This is a genomic window from Micromonospora sp. NPDC049900, from assembly GCF_044461025.1.
Lineage (GTDB): Bacteria > Actinomycetota > Actinomycetes > Mycobacteriales > Micromonosporaceae > Micromonospora.
The window spans coordinates 1-17,496 of sequence record NZ_JBITKM010000020.1; the positions used below are offsets into that span (position 1 = coordinate 1).

General features: G+C 72.4%; 20 protein-coding genes and 1 riboswitch. Of the genes, 11 read left to right on the top strand and 9 right to left on the bottom strand.

What is annotated here, in order from left to right; genetic code table 11:
* Positions 1–127: 127 nt before the first annotated feature.
* Positions 128–1,297 (bottom strand): tRNA dihydrouridine synthase DusB, encoded by a 1,170-nt coding sequence (gene dusB / locus ACIBMZ_RS27505; RefSeq protein WP_396698704.1) that lies wholly within the window; start codon positions 1,295–1,297, stop codon positions 128–130.
* A 179-nt stretch (positions 1,298–1,476) separates the two neighbouring features.
* Here dusB and ACIBMZ_RS27510 point away from each other — a divergent pair, with 179 nt between their 5' ends.
* Entirely contained in the window at positions 1,477–2,466 is a 990-nt protein-coding gene (locus ACIBMZ_RS27510; protein WP_396698706.1) for a type IV toxin-antitoxin system AbiEi family antitoxin domain-containing protein, read from the top strand.
* A gap of 144 nt (positions 2,467–2,610) precedes the next feature.
* Here ACIBMZ_RS27510 and ACIBMZ_RS27515 read toward each other — a convergent pair whose 3' ends face one another.
* From ACIBMZ_RS27515 to ACIBMZ_RS27525, 3 genes are all read right to left on the bottom strand, one after another.
* A complete protein-coding gene (locus tag ACIBMZ_RS27515) occupies positions 2,611–3,990 on the bottom strand; it encodes a glycine--tRNA ligase (protein WP_396698708.1) in 1,380 nt (459 codons plus the stop codon).
* 113 nt (positions 3,991–4,103) lie between these two features.
* The gene (locus ACIBMZ_RS27520) at positions 4,104–4,613 is read right to left on the bottom strand and encodes a hypothetical protein (protein ID WP_396698836.1); all 510 of its coding nucleotides are present in this window, start codon (positions 4,611–4,613) and stop codon (positions 4,104–4,106) included.
* A gap of 235 nt (positions 4,614–4,848) precedes the next feature.
* The gene (locus ACIBMZ_RS27525) at positions 4,849–5,190 is read right to left on the bottom strand and encodes an antibiotic biosynthesis monooxygenase family protein (RefSeq protein WP_396698710.1); all 342 of its coding nucleotides are present in this window, start codon (positions 5,188–5,190) and stop codon (positions 4,849–4,851) included.
* A 29-nt stretch (positions 5,191–5,219) separates the two neighbouring features.
* On the opposite strand from ACIBMZ_RS27525, the gene ACIBMZ_RS27530 reads away from it, so the two are divergent.
* The 7 genes from ACIBMZ_RS27530 (at position 5,220) to ACIBMZ_RS27560 (ending at position 9,731) form a co-directional block, all read left to right on the top strand.
* Positions 5,220–5,477: a hypothetical protein gene (locus ACIBMZ_RS27530; RefSeq protein WP_396698712.1), complete on the top strand. Its 258-nt coding sequence runs from the start codon at positions 5,220–5,222 to the stop codon at positions 5,475–5,477.
* Positions 5,478–5,531: 54 nt separating this feature from the next.
* Positions 5,532–6,557, top strand: a complete 1,026-nt coding sequence (locus ACIBMZ_RS27535) for a metal ABC transporter substrate-binding protein (RefSeq protein ID WP_396698714.1) — start codon at positions 5,532–5,534, stop codon at positions 6,555–6,557.
* Positions 6,554–7,318 carry a metal ABC transporter ATP-binding protein gene (locus ACIBMZ_RS27540; protein WP_396698716.1) on the top strand — a complete coding sequence of 255 codons (765 nt, stop codon included), beginning with the start codon at positions 6,554–6,556 and terminating at the stop codon, positions 7,316–7,318. Before ACIBMZ_RS27535 ends, ACIBMZ_RS27540 begins: the two co-directional genes overlap by 4 nt.
* Entirely contained in the window at positions 7,315–8,184 is an 870-nt protein-coding gene (locus tag ACIBMZ_RS27545; protein ID WP_396698718.1) for a metal ABC transporter permease, read from the top strand. Before ACIBMZ_RS27540 ends, ACIBMZ_RS27545 begins: the two co-directional genes overlap by 4 nt.
* 37 nt (positions 8,185–8,221) lie before the next feature.
* Positions 8,222–8,521: a metalloregulator ArsR/SmtB family transcription factor gene (locus ACIBMZ_RS27550; RefSeq protein ID WP_350699805.1), complete on the top strand. Its 300-nt coding sequence runs from the start codon at positions 8,222–8,224 to the stop codon at positions 8,519–8,521.
* 129 nt (positions 8,522–8,650) lie between these two features.
* Positions 8,651–9,046, top strand: a complete 396-nt coding sequence (locus ACIBMZ_RS27555; RefSeq protein WP_396698721.1) for a Fur family transcriptional regulator — start codon at positions 8,651–8,653, stop codon at positions 9,044–9,046.
* A gap of 70 nt (positions 9,047–9,116) precedes the next feature.
* Positions 9,117–9,731: a hypothetical protein gene (locus tag ACIBMZ_RS27560; RefSeq protein WP_396698723.1), complete on the top strand. Its 615-nt coding sequence runs from the start codon at positions 9,117–9,119 to the stop codon at positions 9,729–9,731.
* A gap of 182 nt (positions 9,732–9,913) precedes the next feature.
* Here ACIBMZ_RS27560 and ACIBMZ_RS27565 read toward each other — a convergent pair whose 3' ends face one another.
* From ACIBMZ_RS27565 to ACIBMZ_RS27585, 5 genes are all read right to left on the bottom strand, one after another.
* Complete coding sequence (locus tag ACIBMZ_RS27565) at positions 9,914–10,414, bottom strand: DUF6328 family protein (protein ID WP_396698725.1); 501 nt, start codon at positions 10,412–10,414, stop codon at positions 9,914–9,916.
* An 89-nt stretch (positions 10,415–10,503) separates the two neighbouring features.
* On the bottom strand, positions 10,504–11,253 hold the full coding sequence (locus tag ACIBMZ_RS27570; RefSeq protein WP_396698726.1) for a sugar isomerase domain-containing protein: 750 nt from the start codon (positions 11,251–11,253) through the stop codon (positions 10,504–10,506).
* 133 nt (positions 11,254–11,386) lie between these two features.
* The gene (locus tag ACIBMZ_RS27575) at positions 11,387–12,217 is read right to left on the bottom strand and encodes an alpha/beta fold hydrolase (protein ID WP_396698728.1); all 831 of its coding nucleotides are present in this window, start codon (positions 12,215–12,217) and stop codon (positions 11,387–11,389) included.
* Positions 12,218–12,227: 10 nt separating this feature from the next.
* Positions 12,228–13,007: a TIGR03943 family putative permease subunit gene (locus ACIBMZ_RS27580; RefSeq protein WP_396698730.1), complete on the bottom strand. Its 780-nt coding sequence runs from the start codon at positions 13,005–13,007 to the stop codon at positions 12,228–12,230.
* The gene (locus ACIBMZ_RS27585; protein WP_396698732.1) at positions 13,004–14,074 is read right to left on the bottom strand and encodes a permease; all 1,071 of its coding nucleotides are present in this window, start codon (positions 14,072–14,074) and stop codon (positions 13,004–13,006) included. Before ACIBMZ_RS27585 ends, ACIBMZ_RS27580 begins: the two co-directional genes overlap by 4 nt.
* 199 nt (positions 14,075–14,273) lie before the next feature.
* Positions 14,274–14,379, top strand: a riboswitch (TPP riboswitch).
* A 68-nt stretch (positions 14,380–14,447) separates the two neighbouring features.
* On the opposite strand from ACIBMZ_RS27585, the gene ACIBMZ_RS27590 reads away from it, so the two are divergent.
* The 3 genes from ACIBMZ_RS27590 (at position 14,448) to ACIBMZ_RS27600 (ending at position 17,370) form a co-directional block, all read left to right on the top strand.
* Positions 14,448–15,038 (top strand): ECF transporter S component, encoded by a 591-nt coding sequence (locus tag ACIBMZ_RS27590; RefSeq protein WP_396698734.1) that lies wholly within the window; start codon positions 14,448–14,450, stop codon positions 15,036–15,038.
* Positions 15,039–15,109: 71 nt separating this feature from the next.
* Positions 15,110–16,573, top strand: coding sequence for an ABC transporter ATP-binding protein (locus tag ACIBMZ_RS27595; protein WP_396698736.1), 1,464 nt, complete (start codon positions 15,110–15,112; stop codon positions 16,571–16,573).
* A complete protein-coding gene (locus ACIBMZ_RS27600; RefSeq protein ID WP_396698738.1) occupies positions 16,570–17,370 on the top strand; it encodes an energy-coupling factor transporter transmembrane component T family protein in 801 nt (266 codons plus the stop codon). Before ACIBMZ_RS27595 ends, ACIBMZ_RS27600 begins: the two co-directional genes overlap by 4 nt.
* Positions 17,371–17,496: the final 126 nt, after the last annotated feature.

The following is a 17,496-nucleotide window of genomic DNA, read 5'->3' on the forward strand; positions in this document are numbered from 1 at the left end:
CGGCCGCCCACACACGCAAGGAAGGGCCCCCTCCTAACGCCTCACGCATAGCAGGGGACCCCTCCTAACACCCACACCCGCACCCCCGCGTCCACGGCGACCGCCGCCGGGCGCGGGTGCGGCGGGCTCAGCCGCCGGAGTCGTCCAGCTCGGCGCCCTCGGGAACGGTGTCGTCGTCGCGGCTGGCCAGCCAGCCGTCGGGCAGGAAGACCTTGCCCGGGGAGTTGGTCCGGCCACGGGGCTGACCGAGCGTCTCCACCGGGAACGGCACCCCGGGGTCGAGCTTGCCGAGCAGGTCGTCGAGCTGGGCCAGGCTCTCGATCATGGCCAACGCGCGGCGCAGCTCACCGCCGACCGGGAAGCCCTTCAGGTACCACGCGACGTGCTTGCGGAAGTCGGTACAGCCGTCCCGCTCGCCGCGGGCCGGGTTGCGGGCTCCGGCGGTGAACTGCGCGACCAACAGCTCGGCGTGCCGCCGCATGGTCGTCGCCACCTCGCCGAGGTTCGGCAGTCGGCGCTCGGCGCGACCGTCGAAGGCGGCCTCCAGGTCGGCGAAGAGCCACGGCCGACCGAGACAGCCGCGACCGATCACCACCCCGTCCACGCCGGTGTGCGCGACCATCCGCAGCGCGTCGTCTGCCTCCCAGATGTCACCGTTGCCGAGCACCGGTACGTCCAGCGCCTGCTTCAGGGTGGCGATCGCGTCCCAGTCCGCGGTGCCCGAGTACCGCTGCGCGGCCGTACGCCCGTGCAGTGCGACTGCGGCCACCCCGGCGTCCTGCGCGGCGAGGCCCGCCTCGACGTACGTCAGGTGGGTGTCGTCGATGCCCTTGCGCATCTTCACGGTGACCGGCACCCCGGCGGGTGACGCGGCGTCCACCGCGGCCCGCACCAGACGGGCGAAGAGCCGACGCCGCCACGGCAGGGCCGCGCCACCGCCCCGGCGGGTGACCTTCGGTACCGGGCAGCCGAAGTTCAGGTCGATGTGGTCCGCGAGGTTCTTCTCGACCACGATCCGCACAGCGGCGGCGGTGGTCTCCGGGTCGGTGCCATAGAGCTGGAGGCTGCGCGGGCTCTCGTCCGCACCGAAGGCGATCATGCGCAGTGTCTTCGGGTTCCGCTCGACCACCGCCACCGTGGTGATCATCTCGCAGACGTAGATGCCGCCGCCCTGTTCGCGGCAGAGCTGGCGGAAGCCGACGTTGGTGATGCCGGCCATCGGTGCCAGCACGACCGGCGGCCACACCTGATGCGGCCCGATGGTCAGCGGGCGCAGGACGGGAGCGGTTGTCGGCACGCACCCAAGTGTAAGGAAGGGGCCCTTCCTAACGCCTCGTGCATAGCAGGGGACCCCTGCTAACGCGACGCATACCACATCGCCAGCCGCCCGGCGGGGTTGTCCACAGGCCCGGCGGCTGTCCACAGGCCCGACCGAAGAGCACCCACGGTACGAGATCGCGATCGATGCTGTCCGACATGCGCAGCCTCCCTCCCCACTTCGCCGACCTCGCCGAACACCAGCAGCAGATCGTCAGCCGCGCGCAACTGCTCGCCGCCGGATTCGACGACATGTACCTCTACCGGCAGGCGCGACGCGGCCTGTGGCAGCGGGTACTGCCCGCGACGTACGCCCTGGTCACCGGCGTCCTGACCGACGAGCAGCGGCGGATCTCGGCGGCGCTCTACGCCGGGGCCGAGGCACAGGTGACCGGCCTGGCCGCACTGATCTGGTACGGCTTCCGGCAGAGCCCGCGCACCGACGCCGTCCAACTCGTCGTGCCGCATCACGTGCGTCGCACGTCCGCCGGCTTCGCGGAGATCTCGCGCGCCCTCGCCCTGGACGGCAGCGCCCGCGCCACGCCGCTCTACCCGGTCTGCTCGCCGGCCCGCGCGGTGGTCGACGCGGCACGCGGGCTGCGGCAACTCCGTCCGGTGCGGGCCGTCGTCGCCGAGGCCGTGCAGCGGGGGTACGCGGACCTCGCCGCCCTGGACGAGGAGATCCGTCGGGCCCGGCGCAGCCGCACGGCGCTGATCCGGACGGCGTTCGCAGAGGTGGTGCACGGTGTGCGGTCGGCGCCGGAGGCCGACCTACGGGACTGCCTCGCGGCGAGCACGGTGCTGTCGGAGATCCTCTGGAATCCCCGGCTACGGGACACGGCGGGCCGGGCGGTCCCGACGCCGGACGGCTACCTGCCGGATGCGGCGGTGGCGCTGGAGGTCGACTCGCAGGAGTACCACTTTCGCCCCGGTGACTGGGCACGCACCCTCGACCGGCACAACGAGTTGAGCCGACTCGGAGTCCTCGTGCTGCACTTCACGCCGGCCCAGATCCGGCGCGAGCCGCACCGGGTACGGCGCTCGGTGGAGGAGGCGTACGAGTCCCGGCGTGGCCTCGGTCCCACCGTCCGGCTACGCATCGACGTGCCGACGACGCCGATGCCACCCAGCGGCGAGGTGCACGGCTGACGGTGCCTGGCCGGACGGCGCTCCGGCACAGGCGGCGCTCCGGCACAGGCGGCGCTCCGGCACAGGCGGCGCTCCGGCACAGGCGGTGTTAGGAAGGGCCCCCTGCTATACGCCAGGCGTTAACAGGGTGCCCTTCCTAACACGTCAGCAGCCGGGGAGGTGGTCGATCAGGTAGCGCTCGACCTGGTCCAGCGCGATCCGTTCCTGGGACATGGTGTCCCGGTTCCGGACGGTCACCGCGTTGTCGTCGAGCGTGTCGAAGTCGACCGTCACGCAGAACGGCGTGCCGATCTCGTCCTGCCGACGGTAGCGGCGGCCGATCGCCTGCGAGTCGTCGAACTCGACCACCCAGCGCTTGCGCAGGTCGGCGGCGAGCTGCTTGGCCTTGGGCGAGAGCGCCTCGTTGCGGGACAGCGGCAGCACCGCCACCTTCACCGGTGCCAGCCGAGGGTCGAAGCGCATCACGGTGCGCTTGTCCACGCCGCCCTTGGTGTTCGGCGCCTCGTCCTCGTCGTACGCCTCCAGCAGGAACGCCAGCACCGCGCGGGTGAGGCCGGCGGCCGGCTCGATCACGTACGGGACCCAGCGCTCCTGCTTGGTCTGGTCGAAGTACGACAGGTCGACGCCGGAGTGCTTGCTGTGCGTGGACAGGTCGAAGTCGGTGCGGTTGGCGATGCCCTCCAGCTCGGCGAACTCGGTGCCGCCGAACCGGAACTTGTACTCGATGTCGACGGTGCGTTTCGAGTAGTGCGAGAGCTTCTCCTGCGGGTGCTCGTAGAACCGCAGGTTCTCCTCGGCCAGACCGAGGTCGATGTACCAGTTCCAGCGCTCCTGCAACCAGTACTCGTGCCACTGCTCGTCGGTGCCGGGCTCGACGAAGAACTCCATCTCCATCTGCTCGAACTCGCGGGTGCGGAAGATGAAGTTGCCCGGGGTGATCTCGTTGCGGAACGACTTGCCGGTCTGCGCGATGCCGAACGGCGGCTTCTTGCGGGCGACGGTCTCGACGTTCTTGTAGTTGACGAAGATGCCCTGGGCGGTCTCCGGCCGCAGGTAGTGCAGACCCTCGTCGCTCTCCACCGGGCCGAGGTAGGTCTTCATCAGGCCGTTGAACATCCGCGGCTCGGTGAAGGTGCCCTTGTTGCCGCAGTTGGGGCAGTTCAGCTCCGTCAGGGCGGCCAGCGGCTTGCCGTGCTTGGCCTCGTACGCCTCTTCCAGGTGGTCGGCGCGGAACCGCTTGTGACAGGACTGGCACTCGGTCAGCGGGTCGACGAAGGCGTCCAGGTGACCGGAGGCGGCCCACACGTCACGCGAGAGGATCACCGCGGAGTCCAGACCCACCACGTCGTCCCGCTGCTGGACCATGGTCTTCCACCACTGCCGGCGGACGTTCTCCTTGAGCTCCACGCCGAGCGGACCGTAGTCCCACGCCGACCGGGTGCCTCCGTAGATCTCGCTGGAGGGGAAGACGAATCCTCGACGCTTGGCGAGGCTGACGACGGCGTCGATACGGTCGGCTGGCATTTTTCCTCCTACGCCGACTGGCGGTCGGCGGGGACACGGTGGGATGAATCGAACGGTCCGGGACCACGGTACGACCCCGCCCGCCCCGGACCCAGCACATTACCTGCGGGCGGTCAGTTGACTCCGCAGACCTCCATGCCACCGGTCTGCTGGTCCTGCTGGAGCACGACCTGCTGACGTTCCTGCCCACCGCCGCTGAAGGTCACGTCCACCGGCACGGTCAGCGTGGTGGTGTCCACCTGGCCGACCCGGTAGGAGGAGATCTGCGGTTCGGCCGCCGCCCGGCGCTCGAACTCCTGCCGGGACTCGCGGCGTCGGGCGTCCTCGCAGAGCTGGTCGTAGGCCCGGCCGAACTCGCCGTCGGCGAGCGCCCGGTAGTAGTCGCCGGAAACCGTGCGCCCCTGCTCGTCGATCGCCTGCACCCCGCTGACGAGCAGGCCGACCACGGCCGTTCCGCCGCCACCGCAGCACAGCACCAGTGCCAGCGCACCGGCGCCGAGGCCGAGCCAGAGCCGGGTACGGCCGCCTTCGGTCGGTGGTGCCGCGAACGGCGGGGCCACGCCGGGCCCGGCCGGAGGTTCCGGGGTGCCGGGGTCCGATCCGCCGGACGGCGCGGGCGGCACGCCGGGCGTACCGGGAGGCGGCACGCCGGGCGTACCGGCGGGCGGCGGTGGGAGGCCGGGAGCACCGGTGGGCGGGGGCACGCCGGGGCCGCCGGTGGGCGGCGCGCCGGACGGGGCCGACGGCCGACCGGGGTCGCCCGGGGCCTGAGGTCCCTGCTGGCCGGGCAGCGGCTGGTGCGGTGGTGGGGCTGCCGGTCCGGGAGCGGTCATGGAAGCCAGCGTAGTGCCCGGCGGCTCACCGGTAAGGACCCGCAGCACGATCGCTGGCGGCCACCACCACGTCCCCGCCGGGCGCCGCAGTCGCCAGCGGCTCGTACGCGGACGGCTCGTCGATGCTCTCGGCGAGCAGCGGGACGGCGGTGACCTTGACGTCGAAACCACCGAGCGCCCGGCGGTAGGTGCCCACCGACTCCCACTCCGTCACCAGGCACCAGTGGCGCGGGTCGTCCAGTGCCCGGACGAGCTGTCCCCGCAGGTAGCCGGGCCGGGCGGCGAGCGCGGCGAGGGCCGCGTGGGCCCGGCCGGCGAAGTCCTCGGCGGCGTCTTCCTCGACCACGAACCGGTTGGTCACCAGCACCGGTTCCCCCTCCTCGTAGAGTCTGTGGGATGCAGCGTACGCAGCGCGGGATCCACGAGCGGCTGGCCCGGGCCAACCCGACGACGGTGTTCCTGATCACCCTGTTCCTGATGCTGGTCGCGTTCTTCGCGCCGGGAGTGATCGGCGGGCTGCTGACGTTGGCGATCGCCGCCGCTCTGGCCACGCTGCTGGTGACGACCTGGCAGGTGCAGACCCCGCCGACGCGGGCCATCCGGCTGCTGGCGCTCACCCTGCTGATCACCGTCGGCCTGGTGAAGCTGCTCTGACATGCACTCATGCGTTTTTGACAATCATTGTCGTTGTCGCGGAGAGTCGGTGTCATGACCTACCGCACCGCTCCGCGCGCTCTGGCCACCGCCACGGCCGCCCTGCTCGCCCTGGGTGGCCTCACCGCCTGCTCGACCGAGGACAGCCCGGCCGGTGCCGACCCGAATCGGATCGACGTGGTGGCCGGGTTCTATCCGTTGCAGTTCCTGGCCGAGCAGATCGGCGGCGACGCGGTGGCGGTCACGAACCTGGCCCGCCCCGGCGCCGAGCCGCACGACCTGGAGCTGAACCCGGGGCAGGTCGGTCAGATCAGCGAGGCGGAGTTGATCATCTTCCTGCACGGCTTCCAGCCCGCGGTGGACGAGGCGATCGACCAGAACGGCGGTGACCGCGCCTTCGACGTGGCGACCGTGGAGCCGCTGCTCGACGCCGCCGCCGGTGGCCACACCCACAGCCACGGCGACGAGGACCACGGTCACGAGGACGACGACCACGGTCACGACCACGACGAGAAGAAGCCGGCCGACGCGGCCGAGCACGCCGAGGAGACCTCGGACGGTGCCAAGGACCCGCACGTCTGGCTGGACCCGACCCGGCTGGCCACCATCGGCGACAAGCTGGCCGAACGCCTCGGTGCCGTCGATCCGGACCGGGCCGGCGAGTACACCCAGCGGGCGGGCGCCCTGCGCACCGAGCTGGAGAAGCTGGACACCGAGTTCAGCGAGGGCCTGAAGACCTGCCAGCGGCGGGAGATCGTGGTCAGCCACACCGCGTTCGGTTACCTGGCGCAGAAGTACGAGCTGGAGCAGATCGGCATCACCGGCCTCTCCCCCGAGGACGAGCCGTCGCCGCAGCGGCTGGCCGCGGTGACCGAGGAGGCGCGGGAACACGGCGCCACCACGATCTTCTTCGAGACGTTGGTCAGCCCGAAGGTCGCCGAGACCATCGCCAAGGAGGTCGGCGCCCAGACCGCGGTGCTCGATCCGATCGAGGGTCTGTCCGCCGACAACGGCGGGGACTACCTTTCGGTGATGCGCACCAACCTGCAGACCTTGAGGACGGCGTTGAGCTGCTCGTGACACCTGACGTCATCACCGTGGAGCACGGGGTGGTCGGCTACGACGGCCGCCCCGTGCTCCGCGACGTGTCCCTGACCGTGACCACCGGCGAGGTGGTCGCGATCCTCGGCGCCAACGGCTCCGGCAAGTCCACCCTGATCCGCGCCGTGCTCGGGCTCGTCCCGCTCACCGCCGGGTCGGTCATCCTCTTCGGTCACCGGGTACGCCGGTTCCGGCAGTGGCAGCGGCTCGGCTACGTGCCTCAGCGGCTCGGCGCGGGCAGCGGCGTACCGGCCACCGTGGCCGAGGTGGTCGCCTCCGGCCGGCTGGCCCGCCGCGGCATCCTGCGTCCGCCCGGCCGGGCCGACCGGGAGGCGGTGGCGGAGGCGTTGCGCGCCGTGGGCCTCGCCGACCGGGCCAAGGACCCCGTCTCCACGCTCTCCGGCGGGCAGCAGCAACGCACCCTGATCGCCCGCGCCCTGGCCGGACGCCCGGAACTGCTGGTGCTCGACGAACCCACGGCGGGGGTGGACGCGGCCAGCCAGGAGGCGTTCGCCGCGGCCCTGCGCGGTTTCGTCGACGACGGCGGCACGGTCCTGCTCGTCGCGCACGAGCTGGGCCCGCTCCGGCCGCTGATCAGCCGCGCGATCGTCGTACACCAGGGGCAGATCGCGCACGACGGCGCGGTCCCGGACCCGGCCGGGCACCACGCGGAGCCGGACCACGACCACGTGCATCCGCACGGCCCCGAGGAGCCCGCCGGCATGTGGAGCACAAGGTGAGTCTCTTCCAGTACGAATTCATGCTGCGCGCCCTGATCGGCGCGCTGATCATCGGGCTGGCCGCCCCGGCGCTCGGCATCTATCTGGTGCAGCGGCGACTCGCCCTGATCGGCGACGGCATCGGACACGTGGCGCTCACCGGCGTCGGTGCCGGCCTGCTGTTCCAGACCTCCCCGGTGATCATGGCGGTGATCGCGGCCACCATCGGGGCGATCGCCATCGAGCTGATCCGAGAACGCGGTCGCACCTCCGGCGACCTGGCGCTGGCGCTGCTGTTCTACGGCGGCATCGCCGGTGGCGTGGTGCTGGTGGGGCTCTCCGACAGCACCAGCGCCAACCTGAACGCGTACCTCTTCGGTGCGTTGACCACGACCTCCCGCGACGACCTGGTCACCATCGCGGTACTCGGCGTGGCGGTGCTGGCCGCGATGCTGGCGCTGCGCCCCGCGCTGTTCGCGGTCTGCCACGACGAGGAGTACGCCCGGGTCTCCGGGCTGCCGGTACGCGCGCTCAACCTGCTGCTGGCGATCACCACCGCGATCACCGTCACGATCGCCATGCGGGCCGTCGGCGTCCTGCTGATCAGTGCGCTGATGGTCGTCCCGGTGGCCACCGCCCAGCAGGTCACCCGGGGGTTCCGCAGCACCATGACGGCGGCCATGGCGCTGGGCCTGTTCGCCGCCGGTGCGGGCATCTGGATGGCGGCGCTCGCCGACACCGCGCCGGGCGCCTCGGTGGTGGTCCTCGCGATCGCCTCGTTCGTGGTGGTCACCCTGCTGGCCGCCGCCTGGCGTCGACTCCGCCGCTCCCGACCGCAGCCCACGCCCGATCCGGAACCACACGAGGTGGTGCTCAGCCGGTCCTGATCACGGGTTCGGCTTCGGTATTGGTTACCGTTGCAGGGTGACCAGCGGATCCGGCTATGACGCCTTCGAGGGTGCCAGCGAGCTCCTGCGCGCCCTCTCGGCGCCGATCCGGCTCGCCATCGTCAGCGAGCTGGCCGACGGCGAGCGCTGCGTGCACGAGCTGGTGGATAAACTCGGCGTCGCGCAACCGTTGGTCTCCCAGCACCTGCGGGTGCTGCGCGGGGCCGGCGTCGTACGCGGTTCCCGACGTGGCCGGGAGATCGCGTACGCCCTGGTCGACGAGCATGTCGCGCACATCGTCGCCGACGCGGTCAGCCATGCCGGGGAGGAATCATGAGCGAGTGCTCCATCAGGTTCAGCACAAACACCGGCACGCGGCGGAGCGGAGGGTCGGCATGAGCGAGCCATGCGAGCGAATCATCAGACCCAGCACAAATGCCGGCACGCAGCGGAGCGGAGGGTCGGCATGAGCGAGAGTGCGGTGGTCCGCAACACCCGCCAGCGGTCGGCGGTGAGCGCGTTGCTGGCCGAGTTGGAGGGCTTCCACAGCGCCCAGGACCTGCACGCGATGCTGCGTGACCGCGGCGAGCGGGTCGGGTTGACCACGGTCTACCGGACGTTGCAGGGTCTGGCCGACGCGGGCGAGATCGACGTGATGCGCCCGCCCGGTGGCGAGCACCTCTATCGCAGGTGCAGCGAGGGTCATCACCACCATCTGGTCTGCCGGGCCTGCGGGCGGACGGTCGAGGTGGCCGGGCCGACGGTGGAGAACTGGGCCGACCGGGTGGCCGCCCAGCACGGCTTCACCGACGTCAGCCACACCCTGGAGATCTTCGGTACCTGCCCGGACTGCGCCCGCTGATCCCGCCTGCGCCCAGGATCGGGCGTCCGTGGGAGTGCCCGACACGTCCGAGCGTGGCACGCTGTCCGGCGTGAAGATCTACGCTGATCGTTTCCCGACCGCGCTGCGCCAGTTCCTCACCGATCTACTCGTCGTCGCCTGGGTGTACGCGGCGATCCGGGGTGCGCTCTGGCTGCACGATCTGGTGCAGAAGCTGGCCGTACCCGGGCAGAAGCTGGAGGGGGCCGGCGGCGGACTGGCCGACAACCTGGCCGACGCGGGCGGCAAGGTCGGCCGGGTGCCGTTGGTGGGCGACGAACTGACCGGCCCGTTCGAGCGGGCGGCCGGTGCGGCCCGTTCGCTCGCCGAGGCCGGGCGGGACCAGCAGGAGTTGGTCGACCAGTTGGCGTTGGCGTTGGCCGTCGGGCTGCTCATCGTGCCGCTGGGTCTGGTGCTGTTCGGCTGGCTGCCGCTGCGGGTGCGCTGGATGCGGCGAGCCGGTTCGGCGGCGGCGCTGGCCGCCGCGCCCGCCGGTCGGGACCTGCTGGCCCTGCGTGCCCTGGCCGGTCAGCCGCTACGCAAGCTCACCCGGATCTCCCCCGACGTCGCCGAGGCGTGGCGGCGCGGCGACGACACCACCGTCAACGCTCTGGCCGCCCTCGAACTCCGCCGCCTCGGTCTACACGACCCCCACCCCCACCCCTAACCCCACCCCACCCCCACCCCACGCCGGGTTGATCAAGAGGTTTGCGCCGTCCGCGCCGACGAGTCATGACCAAAACCTCTTGATCAACGCGGCGAAGGTGGGGGCGGTGGGGGGGCCAGGGGGGCGGGGGGGGCCAGGGGGCCAGGGGGCTGCCCAGGGATGGTCGGTCCAGACCCGCAAGGTCAGCCCGGGGAGAGACCGCTCGGGTCCTCCTCGTCGTCGATGTCGTCGTCGCCCCAGTTGCGGCGGCTGAACGGCAGGATCACCCAGAACGTGAGGAACCACAGGCCGGTGACCGCACTGAGCAGGAAGGCGATCGGCCGGGGGAGCACGAAGTCGGTGATCAGCAGCACCGAGCTGACCATCGCGACCAGCATGAAGGCGAGACCGGCGCTGGCCATCTTGTGGGCGAACTGCACCAGCTCCGGCTTGCGGCCCTGCCGGAACAGAGCCCGGTGGAACGCGACCGGCGAGATGATCATCGCGGTGGCACCGGCCGCCGCGATCAGCGCGACCACGTAGACGTCCCGCTGGAATTCCGTGGTACGCGTGAAGCCGTTGCTGAACGGCAGGGTGAGCAGGAAGGCGAAGAGGATCTGTACGCCGGTCTGCGCGACCCGCAACTCCTGAAGCAGGTCAGCGAAGTTCCGCTGCCACCGCTGCTTCTCGGTCTCCTTCGACACCGCGAACCTCCGAGGGAACACGCTCCACCCGGTCGGCACCCCCGACCGGCGGAACGCAGATGCCCCGCCGTGCACCACCCGAAACCGACTCAGGAACCGCGCCGGATCCGCCCTGCGTAACGGGCCTCCAGGGCATCGTTGTGCGCGTCGCCCCCGGCGATGTTGGCCGACAGGTAGACCGGCGGCTGCTCGTCGGCGGCCACCAGCCGGGCCACCACCTCGACCACGATCTGCTGCGCCAGCAACGCCGCCGTGATCGAGGAGACCGCCCCCACCGCGCCGCCGGACGGCAGCGGCAGGGTCGCGTCGCCGTACGGGGCACCGTTGTCCAGCACCACGTCGGCGAAGTCGGCGAGCTTGCGTCCGGACGGGTGCCGGGACTCCATCCGGGCCGAGTGCTGCGCCGAGGTGATCGCCACCAGCGGGTGGCCCCGCGCCACGACCAGCGAGGCGAACTCCACCATCGCCCCGTTCACGCCCGAGTTCGAGGCGAGCACGAAGACGTCACGCGGGCCGATCGGGGCGAGGTCGTAGAGCCGGTGCGCGACCGACGGGTCCCGTTCCAGCTTCGGGCCCAGCGCGTCGGCCGGCTCTCCACCGTGCAGCACCAGGTCCCGCAGGGCGATCCGGTTGGTCGGCACCAGCCCGCCGGCCCGGCCGGCGATCTCCATCGCCAGTGCCTCCGAGTGACCGGTGCCGAAGGCGTGCACCACCCCGTCGGCGCGGATCGCCTCGGCGATCAGGTCGGCCGCCCGGGCCACCTGCTCCCGCTGGCTGCCCGCCACCCGGGTCATCGTCGCGGTCACCTCGGCCAGGTAGCCCTCGGCACTCAGCGTCATGCTCTCTCCCGCCTCCCTCGGATCGCCGCCGCCCGACGACCCCACCCAGCTTCCCGCACGGCCCGGCCGTCCTGCCGGTCGGTCCGGACGGTCCGAGGCCGACGCGGCGCTCCCGCTACGACACCGGCAGAAGTCAGGCGGTCGGGCGGGCGCGGGACCGGATCGCCTCGGCCAGCGGCGTCGGTGCCTCGTCCGGGATCCAGTGGCTGACGCCGGACAGCTCGACGAGGCGGTAGTCGCCGCTCACGTGTGCGGCGCAGGCCTGCGCGGCGGTCCGTCCGATGGCGGCATCGCGGTCGCTCCAGACGAAGGTGGTCGGCACCGACACCGGGCCGACCGCCGCCAGCTCGGCGCGGGACATCGCGCGATACCAGTTCAGCGCCGCGGTGAGCGCGCCCGGCTCGCGCAGCGGATCGGCGTACGCGGCCACCCGGGCGTCGTCGCCGACGTCGCGCAACAGCCGCCGCAACCCGAGCGCGTCGAGGGCGAGCAGCGTCTTCTCGGCCACGCCCGCCTGCCGGAACAGCAGCATGTACGCCGAGCGCGCCTTCTGCTGCGGGTCGTTGGCCAGCGCGTGCGCCATGGCGGCCGGGTGCGGCACGGAGACCGCGGTCAGCGTACGCACCCGGTCGGGGTGGCCGGCGGCGAGCGCCCAGGCGACGATGGCGCCCCAGTCGTGGCCGACCACGTGCGCCTGCCGCACGCCGAGCGCGTCGAGCACCGCCACCGCGTCGGCGACCAGCTCCCCCAGCCGGTACGCCGCCACCTCGCTCGGCCGTGCCTGCGGCGAGTAGCCCCGCTGGTCCAGCGCGTACGTGCGCAGGCCCGCGCCGTGCAGGACGGGCGTCACCGCGTCCCACTCGCCGGAGTTCTGCGGGAAGCCGTGCAGCAGCAGCACCGGCTCGCCCGACTCGGGGCCACCGGGGTGGATCTCGAACCGCAGTCCTCGGGCGTCGACGTGCATGCCCGGAACGCTACTCGTACTGGCGCTTGGGCACCGGCACCTGTCGCCACGACTCGATCTCCAGGTACGGGATCTCGGCGTCGTTGACCGGGTCCCGGCCGATCCGGTCGCTGTAGCGGCCGACCACCTCGACCCAACTGTCGTTGGGCAGCCCGATCGGCACGTCACCGGTGAGCCCGAGTTTGATCGGCCGCCCGTCGGCGGCGCAGCAGGAGAGCACCATCCGGGCCAGGATCGGCTCGCCACCGGCGCCGGTGGCGAGGAAGCCGGTGAGGACCACCCGCCGGTCGCCGATCGACGCGCCCCGGTCGAACAGCGCCCGGGAGGCGTAGTCGAGCACGCTGACCTGCACCGGATCGCCCTCCGGCAGCGGCGGGTAGTCGGACTCGCGGGGGGCGTTCAGCGCGGTGCCGGCCTGCCCCGCCGCGTACGACCCCAGCGCCGGTGGGGCCACCAGCAGCAGCCCGAGCACGGGCAGGATGAGCAGCCAGCCGACCCGGGGTTCGTGGTGGCCGTGGCCGTCGTGCTCGTCGTGGTCGGCCGGCTCCGGCGCGGCATCGCCTGCCGGACCGGTGGACCCGCCGCCGGTCGGGGCCATCGCCCGGGGCACGGAGGGCCGCAGTTCGTACCAGAGCGTCATCACCGCGGCGACCACCAGCAGCAGACCGGCGGCGATCAGGAACGGGCGCAGGCCCTCCTTGACGTAGCGCAGGTAGAGGTCGGTGACGCTGGCCCGGATCACCGCCCCACCCAGCAGCAGCAGGATCACCGCCTGTGCCTGTCGGTTCACAGCAGCACCATCCCGACTCCGGTGGCCACCAGCAGGGCGACCGCGAACGTGGCCGGGGCGAACCGGAAGGCGAACCGCCGGCCGAAGACACCGGCCTGCATCGAGATCAGCTTGAGGTCGACCATCGGCCCCACCACCAGGAAGACCAGTCGGGACGTGAGGGAGAACTGCGACAGCGAGGCCGCGACGAAGGCGTCCGCCTCGGAGCAGAGCGAGAGCAGGACGGCGAGCAGCGCCAGCGCCAGGATCGACAGCCAGGCGTTGTCCGCCAGGGTCTGGAGCCAGCGCTCCGGCACCAGCACGTTGATGCTGGCGGCGGCCATCGCGCCGAGCACCAGGAAGCCACCGGCGTGGGTGACGTCGTGCCGGACGGCGGCCCAGAAGGCCCGGCTCCGCCGGGGGTCGTCCAACTCCGGGCGGCGCGGCATCCTGATCCACTCGGTCCGACCGAGCCGCAGCCAGAGCCAACCCATGATCATTGCCACGACCAGGCTGGCGACCCCCCGGGCGAGGACCATCTCGGGGTTGTCGGGGAAGGCTACGGCGGTGGCGACCAGCACGATCGGGTTGACCGCCGGTGCGGCCAGCAGGAACGCCAGCGCCGCCGCCGGGGTGACGCCCCGACGGATCAGCGAGCCCGCGATCGGCACCGATCCGCACTCGCAGCCCGGCAGCACCACGCCGGCCGCGCTGGCCGCCGGCACCGCCAGCGCCGGGTGCCGGGGCAGCGCCTTGGCCCAGAACGACCGGGGTACGAAGACCGCGATCACGGCGGAGAGCAGGATGCCGAAGACCAGGAACGGCACCGCCTGCACCATGATCGAGACGAACACGGTGGTCCACGTCTGGATCCGGGGATCGTCCAACGCCCCGGCCAACGGATCACGGAAGATGATCAGCAGGACCAGCAGGCCCGCGAGGATCTCCACCGAGCCGATCCGGTCACCGAGCCAGCGCCGGGGCGGCTCGCCACCGCCCGGTCGGGCCGGACGCTCCTCGGTGGCCACGCCCGTCGGACGGCCCTCCGGATCACCGGCCGGCGCGGCATGGTCCGTGTCTGTGCTCACCCTGTCGCCTCTCGGCCAAGTGGATCGGCGGCCTGAGATTACCGTCCGGAGCCGATGACGTCGATGGATGTCACGAAACCGGGCGGGTTCCCGCGCGCGCCGACCACCGCCGGAACGCCCGTCGTCGGTACCCGGCATGACCTGCGTAGATCACATTGTCCGTCGATCTTCGAAGGTGTTAGCGTCGGCGGGACAACACCACCTCCGACAGGGGAGCGCACAGCGCTGAGAGTGCGGGTCCGCCCGCAGACCCTCCGTACCTGATCTGGGTAATGCCAGCGCAGGGAGTTCGGTCCACCTCCAGCCCGCCACGCCCGGCCACGCCGGACGCGGCGTGCGTCTTGCCTGGTTCGACACTGGACTGGGAGCACTCATGAGCCAACCGACCACCACTCGATGGCGCACCGTGGACATCGTCGTGGCCGCGGTGATCGCCGTCGGCTTCGGTGTCATCTTCTGGGCCTGGGGCCTGCTCTGGCGGGCGGTCGACCCGGCCTTCGCCTTCTTCCCGGCCAGCCAGGCCGTCATGTACGGCGTCTGGTTGGTCCCGGCGGTGCTCGGCGGACTGGTGATCCGCAAGCCGGGTGCCGCACTGTTCTGCGAGGCGGTCGCCGCCACCGTCTCCGCGCTGCTGGGTGCCGAGTGGGGCGGCATCACCATCGTCCAGGGCCTGCTCCAGGGACTCGGTGCGGAACTGGCCTTCGCCGCCTTCCGGTACCGCTCGTTCCGGCTGCCGACGGCACTGCTCGCCGGTGCGCTGACCGGCCTCGGTGCCGCCCTGTTCGACTTCTTCGCCTGGAACGCCGCCTACGAACTGGGCACCTACCGCATCCCGTACGCGCTGCTCACCGTGCTCAGTGCCACCGTGGTCGCCGGTGCCGGTGGCTACGCGCTGACCAGGGCGCTCGCCGGCACCGGTGTCCTGGACCGCTTCCCCGCCGGACGCGAACGGAACCTGGTCTGACCTCGCCCGGTGGAGCCGGTCCGACCGGCTCCACCGGGCCGAGGGTCGGGATCGGACAGCGGGGGTGACAGATGGGTGAGGTGCGGCTGCGCGGCTTCGGCTGGCGCCACGCCGGGCGGCGCGCCTGGGCGATCCGCGACGTGGACCTACGGGTACGGCGCGGCGAGCGGGTGCTGCTGCTCGGGCCCTCCGGCGCCGGCAAGAGCACCCTGCTCGCCGCGTTGGCCGGACTGCTGCCGGAGGACTCCGGTGAGCGGGAGGGCACCATCGAGATCGACGGTCGGGCACCGGCCGAGACCCGCGAACGGGTCGGCATCGTCTTCCAGGATCCGCAGTCCCAGCTCGTCATGGCCCGCAGCGGCGACGACGTCGCGTTCGGGCTGGAGAACCGGGGCGTACCCGCCGGGCAGATCTGGCCCCGGGTGGACGAGGCGCTGCGGCGGGTCGGCTTCCCGTACCCCCGGGACCGTCCCACCGCGGCGCTCTCCGGCGGTGAACAGCAGCGGCTCGCCCTGGCCGGAGTGCTCGCGCTCCGCCCCGACCTGCTGCTGCTCGACGAGCCCACCGCCAACCTCGACCCGGCCGGAGCCGACCTGGTCCGCACCGCCGTCTCCCGCGCGCTCGACGGCGACACCACTCTGATCCTGGTCGAACACCGGGTGGCCGACGCCCTGCCGCTGGTCGACCGGGTGGTGGTGCTCGACCCCGGTGGCGGCGTCCGCGTCGACGGCCCACCGGAGGCCGTCTTCGCCGCCCACGGCGACGCCCTCGCCGCCGACGGCGTCTGGGTACCCGGCCACCGGATCCCGCCCCGCCGGGCCACCACCGGGCCCGGCGAGGTGTTGCTCACCGCCGACCGGCTCGGCCGTCCACCCCGACTGGCCCCCACCGACCTGGCGGTACGCGCCGGTACCGCCCTCGCCGTGCTCGGCCCCAACGGTGCCGGCAAGTCCACCCTCGCGGTGCTGCTCGGCGGGCTGCTCAAGCCGGGCACCGGGCGCCTGATGGCCGGCGTCGAGCTGGCCGGGGCCGACGCCCGTACGCCACCGCACCGGTGGCGGGCACCCGCACTGGCCCGCCGGATCGGCTCGGTGTTCCAGGACCCGGAGCACCAGTTCGTCACCGGTACGGTCTTCGACGAGCTGGCGCTCGGCCCCCGGCGTACCGGTGCCGCCGAGACGGAGGTGCGCCGACGCGTCGACGAGCTGCTGCACCGGCTGCGGTTGGACCGGCTGGCCGGCGCGAACCCGTACACCCTCTCCGGCGGCGAGGCGCGGCGGCTGAGCGTGGCGACCGCCCTGGCCACCGCGCCCCGGCTGGTGATCTGCGACGAGCCCACCTTCGGCCAGGACCGGCGCACCTGGCGGGAGCTGGTCGACCTGTTCGCCGAGCTACGCGACGACGGCCACGCCCTGGTCACGGTCACCCACGACACCGAGTTCGTCGCCGCGCTCGCCGACCGGACGCTGACGCTGACGCCCGCACCGCCGCCCGGTGCCCCGCCGTCGACCTCTTCTGCGGCGGGGTACCGATGATCGACCTCGAACCGGTCGCCCGGCCGGACGCGCCGCTGGCCCGGCGGAATCCGGTGGCCAAGCTGGCGGCGGCGCTGCTGTTCGCGTTTCCGCTGCTGGCGACGCTGGACCCGGTCGCACCGGCGATCGCGATCACGATCGAGCTGGCGGTCCTACCGCTGTTCGGGGTGCGCTACCGGGTGCTGTTCCGTCGGGTGTGGCCGTTGCTGGTCGCCGCCGTGGGCGTCCTGGTCACGCTGGTGCTCTTCGCCGCGGACCGCTCCGGCCGGGTACTGCTCGACGCCGGACCGGTCGTGGTCACCTCGACGGTGCTGCTCACCGCGCTCGGCCTGGTGCTGCGCCTGTTCGCGGTGGCCCTGCCCGGCGTGATCGTCTTCGCCACCACCGATCCGACCGACCTGGCCGACGCCCTTGTGCAGAACGCCCGCGCACCGGCCCGGTTCGCGATCGGCGCGCTGGCGGCGTTCCGGCTGCTGCCGCTGCTCGGGCAGGAGTGGCAGATGATCGTGATGGCCCGCCGGGCACGTGGCGTGGAGGCGGGCCGCAACCCGGTGGCGAAGCTACGGCTCTTCGTGTCCACCGCGTTCACGCTGCTGGTCGGGGCGATCCGCCGAGGCACCCGGCTGGCGGTCGCGATGGACGCGCGCGGCTTCGACGCCGGAGTGCCGCGTACCGTCGCCCGCCGGCAGCACTTCGGTGCGGCCGACTGGCTGCTGGTCGTCGTCGCGACGGCGCTGGCCGTCACCGCCTTGGGCGTCAGCGTCGCACTCGGCACCTTCCGCCCGCTGATCGGCTGAGCCGCGACGGGGATGGGTGGATCTGTCGTCGTTGGGACGACAGATCCACCCACCCCGTACGGCGACCCGGTCGCTCACCTCCGCCGGAAGGCGTACTGCCGGACCGCTCCGGCACGCTGCCCGCGG

Bases quoted from the DNA above. Each gene is read 5' to 3' on its own strand.
- ACIBMZ_RS27530 (WP_396698712.1), top strand. From the start codon at position 5,220: ATGCAGCGTACGCAGCGCGGGATCCACGAGCGGCTGGCCCGGGCCAAC.
- ACIBMZ_RS27515 (WP_396698708.1), bottom strand. From the start codon at position 3,990: ATGCCAGCCGACCGTATCGACGCCGTCGTCAGCCTCGCCAAGCGTCGA.
- ACIBMZ_RS27510 (WP_396698706.1), top strand. From the start codon at position 1,477: ATGCGCAGCCTCCCTCCCCACTTCGCCGACCTCGCCGAACACCAGCAG.
- ACIBMZ_RS27555 (WP_396698721.1), top strand. From the start codon at position 8,651: ATGAGCGAGAGTGCGGTGGTCCGCAACACCCGCCAGCGGTCGGCGGTG.
- ACIBMZ_RS27595 (WP_396698736.1), top strand. From the start codon at position 15,110: ATGGGTGAGGTGCGGCTGCGCGGCTTCGGCTGGCGCCACGCCGGGCGG.
- ACIBMZ_RS27575 (WP_396698728.1), bottom strand. From the start codon at position 12,217: ATGCACGTCGACGCCCGAGGACTGCGGTTCGAGATCCACCCCGGTGGC.
- ACIBMZ_RS27590 (WP_396698734.1), top strand. From the start codon at position 14,448: ATGAGCCAACCGACCACCACTCGATGGCGCACCGTGGACATCGTCGTG.
- ACIBMZ_RS27535 (WP_396698714.1), top strand. From the start codon at position 5,532: ATGACCTACCGCACCGCTCCGCGCGCTCTGGCCACCGCCACGGCCGCC.
- ACIBMZ_RS27600 (WP_396698738.1), top strand. From the start codon at position 16,570: ATGATCGACCTCGAACCGGTCGCCCGGCCGGACGCGCCGCTGGCCCGG.
- ACIBMZ_RS27570 (WP_396698726.1), bottom strand. From the start codon at position 11,253: ATGACGCTGAGTGCCGAGGGCTACCTGGCCGAGGTGACCGCGACGATG.